Source organism: Streptomyces massasporeus (assembly GCF_014648995.1).
GTDB classification, from domain to species: domain Bacteria; phylum Actinomycetota; class Actinomycetes; order Streptomycetales; family Streptomycetaceae; genus Streptomyces; species Streptomyces massasporeus.
This window is the reverse complement of the sequence record NZ_BMSE01000032.1, coordinates 13368-27794: the sequence shown is the minus strand read 5'-3', so window position 1 is coordinate 27794 and position 14427 is coordinate 13368. Positions and strand designations below refer to the sequence as shown.

The 14427-nt window shown below is 65.0% G+C and carries 14 protein-coding genes; 10 read left to right on the top strand and 4 right to left on the bottom strand.

Translation table 11 applies throughout. The features are described 5' to 3' along the window. The first annotated feature begins 110 nt into the window (after positions 1 to 110). The 8 genes from IE153_RS39245 to IE153_RS39210 all read left to right on the top strand — a co-directional run bounded on the left by IE153_RS39245 (position 111) and on the right by IE153_RS39210 (position 10324). On the top strand, positions 111 to 878 hold the full coding sequence (locus IE153_RS39245; protein ID WP_189594455.1) for an iron-containing redox enzyme family protein: 768 nt from the start codon (positions 111 to 113) through the stop codon (positions 876 to 878). Between the two features lie 37 nt (positions 879 to 915). Continuing rightward, positions 916 to 1824 carry an EamA family transporter gene (locus IE153_RS39240; protein ID WP_229829392.1) on the top strand — a complete coding sequence of 303 codons (909 nt, stop codon included), beginning with the start codon at positions 916 to 918 and terminating at the stop codon, positions 1822 to 1824. 58 nt (positions 1825 to 1882) lie between these two features. Continuing rightward, positions 1883 to 2434, top strand: a complete 552-nt coding sequence (locus IE153_RS39235; protein ID WP_189594454.1) for a nitroreductase family protein — start codon at positions 1883 to 1885, stop codon at positions 2432 to 2434. 1114 nt (positions 2435 to 3548) lie between these two features. Next, positions 3549 to 3692: a hypothetical protein gene (locus tag IE153_RS39230; RefSeq protein ID WP_189594453.1), complete on the top strand. Its 144-nt coding sequence runs from the start codon at positions 3549 to 3551 to the stop codon at positions 3690 to 3692. A gap of 243 nt (positions 3693 to 3935) precedes the next feature. Beyond that, positions 3936 to 6935, top strand: coding sequence for a lantibiotic dehydratase (locus IE153_RS39225; protein ID WP_189594452.1), 3000 nt, complete (start codon positions 3936 to 3938; stop codon positions 6933 to 6935). After that, a complete protein-coding gene (locus IE153_RS42820; protein WP_368858389.1) occupies positions 6932 to 8281 on the top strand; it encodes a lanthionine synthetase C family protein in 1350 nt (449 codons plus the stop codon). The genes IE153_RS39225 and IE153_RS42820 overlap by 4 nt, the downstream gene beginning before the upstream one ends. Before the next feature lie 250 nt (positions 8282 to 8531). Beyond that, complete coding sequence (locus IE153_RS39215) at positions 8532 to 9008, top strand: DUF6292 family protein (RefSeq protein WP_229829391.1); 477 nt, start codon at positions 8532 to 8534, stop codon at positions 9006 to 9008. Positions 9009 to 9143: 135 nt separating this feature from the next. Continuing rightward, positions 9144 to 10324 (top strand): IS3 family transposase gene (locus tag IE153_RS39210; RefSeq protein WP_189594449.1). Its coding sequence is split into 2 segments (ribosomal slippage): positions 9144 to 9428 and positions 9431 to 10324, totalling 1179 coding nucleotides; the frame shifts between segments, so codons are not numbered across the junction. Between the two features lie 180 nt (positions 10325 to 10504). Here IE153_RS39210 and IE153_RS39205 read toward each other — a convergent pair. From IE153_RS39205 to IE153_RS39190, 4 genes are all read right to left on the bottom strand, one after another. Continuing rightward, complete coding sequence (locus IE153_RS39205) at positions 10505 to 11119, bottom strand: hypothetical protein (RefSeq protein WP_189594448.1); 615 nt, start codon at positions 11117 to 11119, stop codon at positions 10505 to 10507. A 72-nt stretch (positions 11120 to 11191) separates the two neighbouring features. Further along, positions 11192 to 11401 (bottom strand): DUF6207 family protein, encoded by a 210-nt coding sequence (locus IE153_RS39200; RefSeq protein WP_189594447.1) that lies wholly within the window; start codon positions 11399 to 11401, stop codon positions 11192 to 11194. Between the two features lie 103 nt (positions 11402 to 11504). Then, complete coding sequence (locus IE153_RS39195; RefSeq protein ID WP_189594446.1) at positions 11505 to 11705, bottom strand: hypothetical protein; 201 nt, start codon at positions 11703 to 11705, stop codon at positions 11505 to 11507. Positions 11706 to 11914: 209 nt separating this feature from the next. Continuing rightward, positions 11915 to 12865: an ATP-dependent DNA ligase gene (locus IE153_RS39190; protein ID WP_229829389.1), complete on the bottom strand. Its 951-nt coding sequence runs from the start codon at positions 12863 to 12865 to the stop codon at positions 11915 to 11917. 232 nt (positions 12866 to 13097) lie between these two features. Here IE153_RS39190 and IE153_RS39185 point away from each other — a divergent pair, with 232 nt between their 5' ends. Together IE153_RS39185 and IE153_RS39180 are read left to right on the top strand one after the other, a co-directional pair. Beyond that, positions 13098 to 13697: a hypothetical protein gene (locus IE153_RS39185; RefSeq protein WP_189594444.1), complete on the top strand. Its 600-nt coding sequence runs from the start codon at positions 13098 to 13100 to the stop codon at positions 13695 to 13697. A gap of 123 nt (positions 13698 to 13820) precedes the next feature. After that, the gene (locus IE153_RS39180) at positions 13821 to 14408 is read left to right on the top strand and encodes a tetratricopeptide repeat protein (protein WP_189594443.1); all 588 of its coding nucleotides are present in this window, start codon (positions 13821 to 13823) and stop codon (positions 14406 to 14408) included. Positions 14409 to 14427: the final 19 nt, after the last annotated feature.

Below are 14427 nucleotides of genomic sequence, written 5' to 3'. Positions count from 1 at the left end.
GGTAGTAAAGCATGCTCGTTTGCGCGTCGGCGGCTATTAATGGGTAAGCGATGGCCACCGGTGCGGCACGTGCAGAAGACAACCGACCGAAGTAGGTGTCAGCGCAGCACATGTCCGTTCTCACGCAGGAAGACACCCGTCAGTTCATACAGCAGTCAGTGGAGGAACTGGCCGCCTCGGTTCACACGAGTGAGGCCCTGAACAACGAGTTCTACTCGCGCTGGATGGGTGGGCCATTGACCTACCCCGAAGTCAGCGTATTCGCCGAGCAGTACCTGGCGCGCACGGTCAACACGAGCGTCATGGTGGCCCTGTCGGTGCTGAACACCCGAGACCTGGACGCACGCGTCGAGTGCGTGAAGAACCTCTACTCCGAGTACGGCAACGGTGATCCGTCGAAGGCTCACCTCGTCCTGCTGGAGGCCTTCCTCAGCGACCTGCTGACCCGGCTCAAGGGAGCGCCGGTGTCCGCTGAGGACGTGCGCAACGCGCCGGCTCTGCCTACCACCCAGGCGTTCAGCTCCGGTCAGCGCGCGCTGTTCGAGTCCGACGATCAGCGCATCGTGCAGGGTGCCCTGCTGGCGCAGGAGCACCTCGCCTACTCGATGCTCACGCGCCTGTACGAAGGGGTGCGAAACTACAAGAGCGTCTACGAGACGGACGACGACTTCCACGAGGCCTGCGAGTACTTCTACGTGCACATCGGGGAAGCCGAGAAGGACCACAAGGCGCAGGCCGTGATCTCTGCCGGCGCGGTCTGCCGAGACAAGGACGACCTGGCGGTGGTGACCGAGGGCTTCACGGGGTTCGTGAACCTTACGGCCGACTACTGGCGCGGTGTCGCCACGGAGATGACTCAGCGGGCTTCGGCAGCCTGAGCGAACGGTTGACGGGGAGCACGGAGCTGCGTTGAAAGTGGGACAGGCCCATCACGACCGCATGGTTCCTCCGCTGCTGGTGCTTGCGCAGATCAGTAGTTTGCAGATCGGATCGGCGGTCGCTAAGGGTGCCTACGACGAGGTGGGAGCTACGGCTCTGGCCGGCATGCGCTTGCTCTTCTCCGCCGTCATCGTCTGGCTGCTTGTCCGCCCCCGCCTCAGTGCGATGGCGGGCCGCCAGTGGCGGGCCGCCATCGCACTGGGCGCGGTCTTCGCGGTCATGAACGTTGCCTACTTTCAGGCGATCAAGTATCTGCCCATCGGCATTGCCTCGACCATAGAGCTCCTGGGTCCTATGGTCGTGGCCATCGCCATGTCCCGGCACTGGCGGGACATGGCTGGTGCCCTTTTGGCTCTGGCGGGCGTCTTGTTGCTGGCCTCCCCTGGCGGCGAGCTTCCCGCTGCCGGCCTGGTGTTCGGGGCTCTGGCTGCCGCGTGCCGTGCGGCCTACGTCGTTCTCAACCGTCGAGTAGGGCTCCTCTTCGACGATTGGAGCGGACTGGCCGTTGCCCTGGCCGTTGGCGCCTGTCTGCTGACCCCGGCAGCAGCAGTAACCCACGGAGCCACGATCGCACGGCAACCGCATCTACTTCTGACCGGCCTCCTAGTGGCCCTTCTCTCCTCATTGATCCCGTACTCCCTGGACATGACGGCGCTGCGGCGAATCGGCGTGCGGGCCTTCGGCATTCTGCTGGCCATGAGCCCTGCCGTTGGCGCTGCCGTGGGCTTCCTTGTGCTCGGCGAGCACGTCACCGTGCGTCAATGCACGGCCATCGCGCTCGTGGTTGCCGCTACGGCATGGTCCGTCAGCAGGTCCGGAGGCAAATCCGACCGAGCGACAACGGAATCTGCCACTGAGTCGGGGTCCGCAGCGCCCAAGGCGTGACGGCTACGACAGGTCGGTGATGGACCGGTATCCATTAAACCGAGAGGGACTGAGTCTTATGGACGTCATCACCGCGATGCTGACGCGCCGCAGTGAGCACCATCTGGTCGACCCTGCTCCCAGCGACGAGGAGTTCGCCTACCTGCTCAAGGTGGCCGCGACAGCTCCAGACCATGGCCTGCTGCGTCCGTGGCGTTGGGTACTCATACGCGGCGACGACCGCAGTGAGCTCGGAGCCTGCTTCGCCGAGGAGGCCCCCGCGGAACGGCGATCGCAGGCTGCAGCCAAGGTGCAACGTGCGCCGCTGTTGGCTTCGTTGGTCTTCACCCCGGCCCAAGGCCACAAGGTCCCGGAATGGGAGCAACTTGCGGCGACCAGCGCCATGACCAACTCGCTGATGCTGTTACTGCACACGCGGGGGTTCGGCAGCATCTGGCGAACCGGTGCTGCCGTACGCTCGGCCCACGTACGTCAGCTGCTGGGGTTGAAGGGCGAGGAGAACCTGCTGGGATGGCTGTACATCGGCACACCAAGGGCCAACCCGGCGAGGCGGCGTCGCTCGTTGTGTGATGTGTCGAGCCGGCTCAGTCAGCTGTCTCTGCACAGATAGGTGACGACCTGACACGTGCCGCCATTGAATGTAATGGTTGTAATGTCTTAGGTCATTGCAACAAGGTGGCTGCATGGATGACACCGGTATCGATCGCTGCCCCGTCTGCTGGTCACCGGTTGAGGGCAGCACGCAGTGGGTCCTGCTGTCTCGGCATCGAACATCCGAAGGCGACATCGAGTACTGCCAATCGGCTTGCGGATGCATGGCGGTCCTCTGTGGTGGCGAGTTGCTGAAATCCCTTCCTGCTGACGGCAATCGCGAGTTGGCAGACAACCGTAGGGTTCGAGTACACCCAGCGCCCTGAGAAGACTGCTCACGGTTGCCGGCAGCTCGCCCCACTCGCGAGATGAACCAGCACGGCCCTCAACACGCGGGACTCTCTCCACCCGGTCAGTGTCGGAGATCGACGCGCTGCAGCCGGGCTGGGGAGGTCCAGCGGCTTGGACATGCCGTAACGACGACCGCGTTCGACTGGGCCCTGTGCGGCCCAACTGCACACTTGTTGGTGCCCGGTGTTTGGAACTGTCGAGGGCGTAGCCCTTCTCTGCTCTCGCATGAGTGGAGGGGGCCGTGCCTGCACAGCTCTTCCGGAACGCGTGCCGGCTGCACCATAGGTGTAATGGTTGTAGTGCAGTGGAGGGCTGTATCACGCTGGCATCACGCCCACTGCATTGGTGTCCGCCAACGCGGAGTGCCAGAAATTCCGTTGGATGCGTTCGAGAGTCGCGGCGGGAGATTTACTTATGTCTTGCTGCGTCGTCTCGCGGGTTCTTCGCATGAGGAAGGTTTGATCTCTAGGATGAAGGGCTCGACGTCTCAGCATTGACTTTTGGCAGCAAACGCGACGATTCGCCTATTGGCTTGATTCTTGGTTTTCTGTGTCGCGTTAAGTGCGTCCAGTACGGGAGGTGTGCCGGTTGCGCTGAGGCTGTCTAGACAATCTAGATCGTCGTCGTGGTAACTGAACAGGCAATGCTTGACGAACCTGATTCTCCCTCATATGGTCCTTTGCATCCGGCCGATGGGGCGTTGCTTCGAATTTGTTGCTGCTGATGGACGTGAATCTCATCAGTGTCCTTTTGAGTCGGCAGATTTCACCCGGAGGTTTTAAGTGCCCACCGTTGTGATCGAAGAAGAATTTGATCTCGACCTGAACGTCGAAGCGCTGCAGAACCCGGTCGAGCTCTCGTCCAGGGCCACCAGTCCCAGCTTCTGCTGGGTCTCATGCGGCGGGTTCTGCTTCGCCGGTGAGTGAATGACATGCCGGGCGGGGCATCAGCCCCGCCCGGCACCAGAAGGCATTGGAGAGGGGATCAGGGCTGCAATGACAGCGCAAGATCACACAGACCAGTCATACGAGTGTTCTGGCCCAGTCTTGCTGCGTGCCGCAGCCCTGCCTTCGTCGCAGAGCAGCGAAAAGCGTCTGACAGGCAGCGTCGAAGGAATCGCGTCGGGGACGATGGTCAGCCTGGATAGCGAACCAGGAATGCGTCGACACGTGACAGCGCTGACCTCGATCCCTGAATTCATGACGGCAGTCCAACTGGCAAGCCCTAGCCTGGCAGCTGACGCGCTGCGTGTGGCTGGAGGCCAGCCGATTCGGCGAAAAGTGCTGCGGCGCGTCACTACTTCCCTCACTAAATATCACATGCGCATGACGCAACGTCCCACCCCCTTCGGCCTGTTTGCCGGTGTCGGCCTCGCTGATCTCGGACGCAGCCCGGAGCTGGCCATCGGCCGTGAGCACCGCGGCATGAGCCGACCCGACTCAGGATGGCTGCACGAACTTCTGAAATCTCTCCTGACCGTGCGGCCCCTGTTAAGGCGAACCCGCCTGGTGGTCAACAATCTGCACACTGTGCGTGATGGCAGACTGGTACTGGTCGACACGTACAGCGGAGCCGGGCACGCATTGTCACCCTCAGTCCGCTACACCTCAGTGGTCCGCGCGGTCTTGAGGGCAGCCCAGGCGCCAGTGACCTTTGAGCACCTTCTGAAGGTGGTACGCAACCAGTTTCCCCAGGCTCCTGAGGAAGCGGTTGAGCGCTGTCTTGAGCAGCTTGTGGCAGGCCATTTCTTACTCACAGACCTTATGCCTCCGTCTGACTGCATGGACCCACTCAGTTACCTCCTGGACCGGCTCGACGGAATCGACCACTCAGTCGTCGGGGCGTTGCACAGTATTCAGAAGGCGCTGGGAGCGTTCGATGCCTCGACTCCAGCAACCCGTCATGCCGTGCTGGTCGATGCCACGGAGCGGATGCAGGCGCTGACACCAGCCGATCACCCTCTCCAATGTGATCTGCTGTTCGATGCCCGCGTGACCCTCCCTGTAGCAGTGGGGGAAGAGGTGGCAAAGGCAGCAGATGCGCTGTGGAGGAGTGCACCTGAGCACCCAGGTAACGAGATCATGCGCACCTACCACGGGCGCTTTATCGAACGGTATGGATTAGACCAAGCAGTTCCAGTACTGGAGCTCCTCGACGAGGTGCGTGGTCTCGGCTGCCTACCACCAGCCAACGGAAGCCGCGTAGATGAACACAGACCATCTGCGACCAAGCGGGACCGGCTGCTCGGCGAGTTGCTCTTCGACGCCAAGCGCCGCGGCACACAAGAGATCGTTCTTGACGACGCGATCGTGCGACGGCTCTCCCCTGCTGGTCGCGATCGGCCCCCGCGTTCCGCGGACGTCGGTGCGGAGGTAGTAGCGGCGAGCTGGGAGGCGCTGTCCGCGGGTGACTTCCGCATCGTGCTGGGGCTAAGCCCCATCTCCCCCATGACGGGGGCAGCCTACGGGCGCTTCGTGGCTCCGCTCGGGGCATCTGCGGAGTCCCGGATACAGCACCTGGTCAACGTCGCCGGGACGACGGACCACTTCGGGGAGCTGGCCGCGATGGTCTCCTTCCGTCCCTCAGTGGCTCGCTCAGCCAATGTGACCAACGTGCCCCAGTGGCTGCCACACAGGATTCCCCTCGGAACGGGCCCTGCCGCGACGTCCACGGTGCAAGACCTGAGCCTGGAGCACCTAGAAGTCCAGGCCAGCCTCGATCGTCTGGAACTCATATGGACGGTCACTGGACAGCGGGTACGTCCTGTGACCTACTCCATGATCAATCCGAGGAGCGGTCATGTACCGAACGTGGCACGCTTCCTTATCGAACTGGGCAATCAGGGAGAGGAGGCGCTCGGAGGCTGGAGCTGGGGCACCTGGGCAACGGCGCCGGCGCTACCCCGCGTCACATACGGTCGGTCCATCCTGTGTCCCGCACACTGGACGCCGGATGAGCAACTGTCCGCTGCATCATCTGCCTCCGACGACTCTCAGTGGACAGCTGAGATTGACCGATGGCGTCACCAATGGGATGTCCCCAGACACGTCCTGCTGGGGAGAGGAGACAACCGCATTGCGGTAGACCTTGACGATCCACTCCACCAGCATATCTTCCGGGACGAACTACGCAGGGGCTTTGGCTTGGCCGTGATTGAGCGCTTCGGTGGCGCCGCGCGCAACGATTGGTTCTGCGGCCCGGACGGATCACACGCAAGCGAGTTCCTCTTTCCCCTCCTGAGAAGCGATCAGCGGGCCAAGAACGGCGTCCGCCACCCTGCCCCGCAAGCGCGAAGCGAGGCGGTGCGCCTGGGCAGCCGCGCGTCGTACGACGAACTCCGCCACTTGCCGGGCGGCGAATGGCTATACGCGAAACTCTATGTCCCCGAACGCCATGAGTTCGCCGTGCTCACTCGTCATCTCACGCGACTGACTGACGCCGCCTCAGCCATCGGCGCTGACACCTGGTTCTTCATTCGCTACGCAGACCCTGAAGCCCATCTGCGCCTGAGGTTCCACGGCAGTGCCAAGTCGATCTGGAGTGCATTGTTGCCCGAGTTGCGCTCCTGGGCAGCGGACCTAATGGACGCCGGCCTCTTGGCTCGGCTAGTGCTCGATACCTACGAGCCCGAGATCCACCGTTACGGCGGCTCACAGGCCATCGCCCATGCCGAGCAAGTATTCCACGCCGACAGCATGATTGTACTCCGACATCTAATATCGCAGGAAGGACAGTTGGCGGGGCTCTCTGATGTGTCCCTTGCTGCCTTAGGCGTACTGGATATTCTGTCACATCTCTGCACGACGACCACCGAGATGCTGCATCTGCTCGATGTCACGCAGAATGTGTCTCCTCATAGCCGCGTGCCAAGGCCACAGAAACAGCTGCTGTGCACGTTGATGACGGAGCGCGGTTCAGCGCGGGAGTCAGTGATCGGAGAATCGTGGGGGGCGCGGCGTGCGGCTCTGGTCGAATTACGCGAAATTCTGCGGGGGGAGGCCAGTCATGAAGGATCCGCACCCGAATCGGTCGGTTCCATAGCTATGAGCCTGGCACACATGCACTGCAACCGGTTACTCGGGGTCGATCCCGCCAAAGAAGTCCTCACATATGCTACAGCCCGGGAGTCCCTCGTGCTACGGCTCGACAGAATGCGCCATGGCCGATGAAAGGAGCTCCGCAAGCACCTAGCCAGGTTATATGCGTCGTTAGAGCTGTGGCAGAGCGGCTGCGCATGCCGGATGACGTCGACCGGCTAACCCAACAATCCCGTGCTCAAGTTCCAGCACACATCCGCTTCCCTCACTGGCATCCCGCTCAGTTGCTGCTTGGGCACACCGGGATCGCTATGCTCTACACCCGCCTTGCCCTGGACGACATCGATTGGGCTATTGCAGCGCACGCCCATCTCGCGACAGCCCTCAGATCCGCAACCGTGGACACCGTCGGCGATCTACTTCACGCTGCGTACCTTCACTCCCAAATACACGGCGGGTACACTAAATTTTTGAACGATGCTGCTCCGGCGCATGTATCCGCGGTACGCGACTTGCTGAACAGGATCAGCCAGCGACTGCGCACAGACGGGCCGGGGTTAGCGTACGCGGAGTACGATGTCATCAGCGGGCTTGCTCGCGGTGGACGCGGCCTGATTATCGGCGCCAGCTTGGGCCATGCAGCCTCCTCAAGCACCCTGCAGGATGTGCTAGGCCTAATGGTCAGGATGGCCCGCCCGATACTGGTTCACGGTGAGCAGGTACCGGGCTGGTGGACCGACCCACAGTTAAATGCGGCGCCAGAAGCAGACAGAGCGGCCTACCCGCACGGTGAGTTCAACCTCGGCATCGCGCACGGCATATGCGGGCCCATGTCGCTGATGGCCCTTGCGCACCGAGCCGGACATAGAACCCCTGGCATGCTCGACGCCATACGCACCATGGCCAACTGGGTCATGCGGAAACGCATCGTCGGAGAACAAGGCACATTCTGGCCTGGCCGCGTTGCGTTCGAGGACGAGACCGGCAAGGTTGGAAGCACAGCGCCTTCCGTCACGCCTAGGTCAGACTGGTGCTACGGAACGGCTGGTGTGGCACGAGCCTTGTACCTAGCGGGACGGGCGCTCAAGGACCCTATGCTGACCCAGGTGAGTGTCGACGCAATGCGCTCGATCTTCCAACGGCCCTACGGAAGCGCTGATATCCCGGATGCCACGATCTGTCACGGTCGAGCTGGAGTCTTGCTTGCAGCGGTGCGGATGGCATCTGACACTGGACATCCAGCACTGTGGGAAGGTGCCGACCAGATGGCCCTCCAACTCGCTCGGAGCTTTGACCCAACCACGGCGTTTGGCTATCGCTACCTTCTGTCGCAAAACGTGAATGGCCCTGCGGTTGATGAGCCCGGCGTGCTCCAAGGCGCAGCTGGCGTCGCCCTAACGTTGCTTTCCTACACGGATGCCCGTAGCGGGGCCCCACCCATCCCAGCTACATGGGATGGAGCACTTCTCATGGGGTGACCTTTCTGGGTTGCAGCGCCCGCCCACCGGCTGGCCGCAGCTGGGTCTGTCAAACGAGCGGCTCTGTCCCGTAATCGGTGGTAACGAGGGTGACGGTCAGGGCAGGAGGATGCGGTGGTCGAAGCCCGCGCGGCCGTGCATCTGCCTGAAGCCGCCAACGACCAAGTCCGCGACAAGTACGGGCCCAGCATCATCGGACCCGCCGCAGCCCTTCGCTGTGCCTCATGACCCGGCGCCCCGCTTCGAGGAGATGACTGCGGTGCTGCTCGATCCGCCCGTGTGGCCCGGGCTCAAGCCGCACTGGCCCTATGTGAGAGCCGTCGACCAGGCGCCCACCGACCGGGGCATCCCGGCCGGGATCGTCCGGGCCGACATCGCCCTGCGCCCGTACTACGAGACCGACCGCCGAGACACGATCTACGTGCTCCTGGTCTGGGATGTCAGCCGCACCGGCGCGTGGGGCGGGCTCCGACTGTCCTGGGACGACGAGACCGGCTGGTCCTACGCCAAGCTCGGTCCCCACGCCCAGGACGTTCTCCTCGAAGCACCCGTCACGCCGCTGCGCCGCACCTTTGCCGCTCCGGACGACGTCGCCGGCATCGCCGACGGGCTCGTGCGGCACTGGCGCACGCCCGAGGGCGAACACGCAGCGGAGTGGGAGCGGGCACCCGAAGTACGGAAGGCGATTGTGGCGTTCCACCAGGACAGGGGCAAGCGGATGAGCTGATCGCCTTCTCCCTGCAGCGATACCTGGCACCCCGCTGCCCGCATGGATACCGGCGTCCGCGCACTCCTGGGACTGCTGCACGGTTGGGTGACACCTGACCTGGCTTGCTGAGAGGCGGCCTGGAAGGATGTTGCAGTGCCCAAGCCGTATCCGAAGGAGTTCCGCGAGGACGTCGTGCGGGTCGCGCGCAACCGCGAGCCCGGCGTCACGCTGGAACAGATTGCCGTCGACTTCGGGGTCCACCCGATCACGTTGGCGAAGTGGCTGCGCCGCGCCGACACCGATGAGGGCGCCAGGCCCGCAACGACTTCGGGTGAGTCGGCCGAGCTGCGCGAGGCCCGCAAGCGGATCCGGTTGCTGGAGCAGGAGAACGAGGTGCTCAGGAGGGCTGCGGCGTATCTGTCGCAGGCGAACCTGCCGGCAAAATGATGTACCCGCTCGTCCGCGAGCTGGCCGCCGCCGCTGCCCCTCACCGGGTGCCGGTGGCGGTGACGTGCCGGGTGCTCGGGCTGACCCGCCAGCCCTACTACCGGTGGCTGGCCCGGCCTGCCACCGACGCCGAACTGACCGAGGCATACCGGGCCAACGCCCTGTTCGACGCGCACCGCGACGATCCAGAGTTCGGCCACCGCTTCCTGCTCGACGAGGCCCGCGCCGCCGGTGAGGCGATGGCCGAGCGGACCGCCTGGCGGATCTGCCGGGACAACGGCTGGTGGAGTGCCTTCGGCAAACGCAGGGGCCGCGAGAAGAACGCCAAGGCCGGGCCACCGGTCCACGATGACCTGGTGCGGCGGAACTTCACCGCGGACGGGCCGAACCAGTTGTGGCTCACGGACATCACCGAGCACGCGACCGGCGAGGGCAAGCTGTATCTGTGCGCGGTCAAGGACGTGTACTCCGGCCGCATCGTGGGCTATTCCATCGACGCCCGGATGAAGTCCCGCCTCGCGGTGGCCGCGCTGGAGTCCGCCGTCGCCCGCCGCAGCCCCGCTGCGGGATGCATCGTGCACTCCGACCGCGGATCGCAATTCCGGTCCCGCAAGGTCGCCGCCGTCCTCACCCGGCACGGCCTGGTCGGCTCAATGGGCCGGGTCGGGGCCGCCGGCGACAACGCCGCAATGGAGAGCTTCTTCGCACTGCTGCAGAAGAACGTCCTCAATCGCCGCGTCTGGGTCACCCGCCAGGAGTTGCGGATCGCGATCGTCACCTGGATCGAGCGGACCTACCACCGGCGCCGACGGCAACGACGCCTGGACCGATTGACCCCCGTTGAGTACGAGACCATCATGACCCCACCCGCAGCTCTGGCTGCATAAACCCCGCTGTCACCCGATCATGCAGCAGTCCCCAGTAAGGCGGGCAGCGAGCTTGCCGACTGGTACGGCAGCGACCGAATCCTGCACAACAACGCGTACGGCATCTACGTGAAGTAGCCGGCATGCCGGAGGGGGGGAGCGGTCCACTGGACTGTCCCCCCTCCGGGCTGTGGAAGTTGATCAGCGCATATTCAGTGGGGGTTTCCCGAGCTTGCGGACAAGGTGATCTCGCCGGCTCTCTCCCGCCGCAGGTAGCGGGGGCGCCTGTGCTCCGCACGGGACGAAGGCGATCAAATACGTCTCGAACCCGTCGTGTGCTGGCCGCTCTTCACGCCGCGTAGCAGCATCGAATCGCTCACGAGAGTCCGCCCGGCCCTGTGACCACACCTGAACTCGATAGACCTGAGCAGGAGCAAGACTCACAAAGGGGTCACCTGGATCAGCCCGCTGGCCAAAAACCTCAAGGCCATCAGCCGCAGGCCCCGAAGGGCCGTTCATCGTGTCCAACGCTGCCATGCGGCCCCGGTAAACAGGCCGATACTCCACAGAGGCAACACGGGTCCAGCTGGGTCCAGGCGCCTCGTCCTCGCGGTCGACGACAGCCAAGACCACCGGAGCAGCATGCTCCTGAACCCGTGAGGTCACGACGATCTGTCCAGGAACGACTATGACCGGTTCCCGGGCCTTGAGATCCAGCCTGTGATCCTTGCGCTCAAAGCCCGGCTCCCACAGTTCACCAACGGGAAAATAGCCGTGTTCGATGTTGACTGCGCCTACCTGGCTGATCTTTGGCATGCCCCAAGCCTGCCTACAGGAGAACAGTCGCGCAGTAAGCCGGTCAGCCACTTTTGCGGCACTGGCGTAGGGCTATGAGGTGAGGTCCTGGCGCACGTCCAGGTAGCAGCGCAGTCGTACCCCGGGCTCGCCGGGTTCCCGGGTCGTGCGGTCTGCCGGTGCGGTCGCCCACCGCCCCGCGAGCAGCTCCTGGATGGCGAGTGCGGTCTCGTCGTCGGCGGCTGCGACCTCAACCACAGCCAGGCCTGGTCGTGCCACGTGTGCTTCAGTGATCGGCCTCATGCAGGAACTACGCGCGGCCGGCCGCTGAGGTTCTGTACCTGCGCCGTCTTCACCCGACCGAGTGGGGCTGCCTGTGCCTCCGGCCGGGGCGCGCGCGAGGGGGCTATGGGCTGGTCTTGACGTAGCGCACGCTCGGACCCCACTTCTCCATGACCGGCGCCATGCACCACTGGCACAGAGGTGAGCCACCGCGGCCGTACTTGTGCGTCTTGCGCTGGCACCCGGAGCATGGGCCGACCAGATCACCGGAGCAGGCCAGCGCGGAGGGATCGGGTTCCGTGACCGGCGGCGCGGGAGTCGTCATCGTCATTTCCTGTTCTGGGCGACCACCACCGAGCGCCCCTGCCCGCAGGATACGACCAGAATGACACGACTGTTCGATCATGATGTCGTGTCTCGCCTGCTGCGAGTGCCCACCACCTGAGGTGGGCAGAGCCGGCGCGAGCGGCGTGGGCCGACCGGGGATCGGGCGCGCTCTTCGGCACTGCGCGTCGGCACCGCCGCGCAGTGCCGTCACGGTGGCGTTGCCATTTGGGGGACATCGGTGGGGGCGAGGTCGGTGCGGGGACGGTGTAGTCGTGCGGGGTGGCGCCAGCGGCCGCCTGCGTCGCGGGCGACGTCGACGCCGATCTCGACGACCAGCTCGGGCTGCACGAGCGTGACAGTAAGCGTCTCTCGGGTGCCCCACCCGGCGGAGAACGTCCAGCCGGTCCAGGGGTGCCCGGGCTCGCCCGGGGTGAGGTGACTGCCGATCGCGTTGCCTGTGGCTCGGGCGAGGGTGGTGGTGCGGCCGACATACTGCAGGCGCCCCTCGTCGTCGTAGCGGCCGAGCAACAGACCGCTGGGCGACCCTACGGAGCCGGTGACCGCGCCGACGATGGCCTCAGTCGTATCGCGCACCTTGTACTTCTGCCACCCGCGCACCGCGGGCTGGTAGGGGCTGTCCAGCCGTTTGAAGACGACCCCTTCCATGCCGACCGCTGCCCACGTCAGCCACTCGCGGACGGTGGCCTCCTCGGTGGTCGACGGGCACAGCGCCCACGGCGCGGTCAGCCGCCGCGCGGCGAATAGCGACTCCAGCGCGGCCCTGCGCCGCCGGTACGGCCAGCCGGTCGTGTCCGTGCCGGACATGCGGAGCAGGTCGAAGGCGACGAAGTGGGTCGGAGCCTGGTCAGCGGCCCGGGCCGCCCCGGCGCCGCGGCGCTGAAGCCGGTCCTGGAGCCGCTCGAAGGCCAGCCGGCCCTCCTCCCACACCACGAGCTCGCCGTCCAGCGCGGTCGCATCCGGCAGCTGAGTGGCACCGGCCACAATCTCCGGGAACGCGGGCCCCATCAAGGTGCCGCGCCGGGAGCGCAGCACCACCTTCCCCGCCTCGACGGAGACCAGCGCCCGGAAGCCATCCCACTTCAGCTCTGCGGCCCACCCGGGGCGCAGACGAGGTTCGGGTACCGGTGAACTGAGCATCGGTTCCGGCAGCGTCCATGTCACGGCTCATGTCTTCCACCTGCGGGGCTTGGATGCTCAACCGACACGCAAGTGCCCCACGTCCGCACCGAAGCGTCCGGCTCACTGGTGGGCGGTCCACCGCCGCGGGGGAACATCGGCAGCGGGGGTACGGGCGGTTATCGCGCGATTCTGCGGCGCCAGACGCATGATGGGAGGCAGACGCAGGGGGTCACTCGCAAAGAAGATCGTCATGAAGTACAGAACCGCCGGCATCGGCGCCGTAGTGGCCGTTCTCCTCGTCGGTGGTGCCGCAGCTTGCGGAGACGGCGACGACAAGCAGGTGTCCCCGGAGCTGACCGGGCGGGAGGGAGTGTCTTCCACACAGTCGCCACAGACGCCCACCGCCTACGCCCCGCCCAGGCTGGCAGTGGGGCAGACCATCCACATCTCCACCAGCCCTGCCGAAATGGCCAATCCGGTGCCCGCAGGCATCGCGGACGTCACCTTGGTGGATCTGGACGTGACCAAGAGCCTGAGCACCGAGTTCTACGGCGTGACCAAGGCAGACCCAGGCGAGCAGATCGTGGTGTGGACGATAAAGGTCAAAAACACCGGCCCGGACGAGTTCGACCTCTACCCGCTGACAGACGCGCAGCGCTGGACCAGTAGCGGCCACGTGACGCAGCCCCATGACGTCTCCACCGACGACTCGTTCGTCAACCAGCCCGAACCCCGTCCCGGCCAGACGGTGACTGGCAGCGACGCAGCGAGCGTTCCTGACCAGGATGGGACGCTTGAGTTCGACGACCGCCAAGGCGTTCCGATGTTCGAGATCGCCGTCACCAGGTAACGAATCATGACGGTGTGAGCCATGTTGGCAGCCCTGATAGAACTGATCATCCATGCGTGGGATGCCTGGCGTAACGCCCGGCGTCTCCGCCGCTCATGAAACACGAACCCCCCGTACCCCGGGGTGCGAGGGCGGGTCTGGGTCGACCTGTGGCGGCTACGGGCATCGCGGCTGCTCACGGGTACGGCCGGAGATCCAGTCGGCGCGGCAGCCATACAGAAGGAACTCCTAGAGGCCTGCATGCGTGTGCTTGGCCCGGACCACCCCGACACCCTCACGACGATGGGTGTCCTCGCCCACTGGCGTGACGAAGCCGGGGATCACTCCGGCGCCTCAACAGCGTGGAAGAAGCTGCTGACGGCTCGCGTACGGATACTGGGGCCCGACCACCCCGACTCACTCATAGCTTGGGACCAGCTGGCGTCGTCCCGGGCCAAGGCTGGCGACCCAGAAGGCGCCGCGGCCGCCGCAGCAGAACTGGCGGCCGGGCTTATGCGCCTCTCGGGCCCGGACCACCCCCGCACTCTCGCCGCACGAGGCCACCTCGCCTACTACCAGGGCATGGCAAGCGACGCTGACGCGGCAGCGATCGCATTGACTCAACTGCTGGAAGACTGCCTCCGCACCCTGGGACCGGACCACCCCGACACCCGCGCCACCTGGGAAGGCGCTGCGTACTGGGCGGCCAGAGCCCACGCAGAGGCCCCCTGAACGCGGCCGCCGACCATTC

What these genes read in the sequence shown, in the direction of transcription:
- IE153_RS39245 (WP_189594455.1), top strand. Translation starts at nt 111, where the DNA reads ATGTCCGTTCTCACGCAGGAAGACACCCGTCAGTTCATACAGCAGTCA.
- IE153_RS39235 (WP_189594454.1), top strand. Translation starts at nt 1,883, where the DNA reads ATGGACGTCATCACCGCGATGCTGACGCGCCGCAGTGAGCACCATCTG.
- IE153_RS39195 (WP_189594446.1), bottom strand. Translation starts at nt 11,705, where the DNA reads ATGACGACTCCCGCGCCGCCGGTCACGGAACCCGATCCCTCCGCGCTG.
- IE153_RS39190 (WP_229829389.1), bottom strand. Translation starts at nt 12,865, where the DNA reads ATGCTCAGTTCACCGGTACCCGAACCTCGTCTGCGCCCCGGGTGGGCC.
- IE153_RS39185 (WP_189594444.1), top strand. Translation starts at nt 13,098, where the DNA reads ATGAAGTACAGAACCGCCGGCATCGGCGCCGTAGTGGCCGTTCTCCTC.
- IE153_RS39215 (WP_229829391.1), top strand. Translation starts at nt 8,532, where the DNA reads ATGACTGCGGTGCTGCTCGATCCGCCCGTGTGGCCCGGGCTCAAGCCG.
- IE153_RS39200 (WP_189594447.1), bottom strand. Translation starts at nt 11,401, where the DNA reads ATGAGGCCGATCACTGAAGCACACGTGGCACGACCAGGCCTGGCTGTG.
- IE153_RS42820 (WP_368858389.1), top strand. Translation starts at nt 6,932, where the DNA reads ATGAAAGGAGCTCCGCAAGCACCTAGCCAGGTTATATGCGTCGTTAGA.
- IE153_RS39205 (WP_189594448.1), bottom strand. Translation starts at nt 11,119, where the DNA reads ATGCCAAAGATCAGCCAGGTAGGCGCAGTCAACATCGAACACGGCTAT.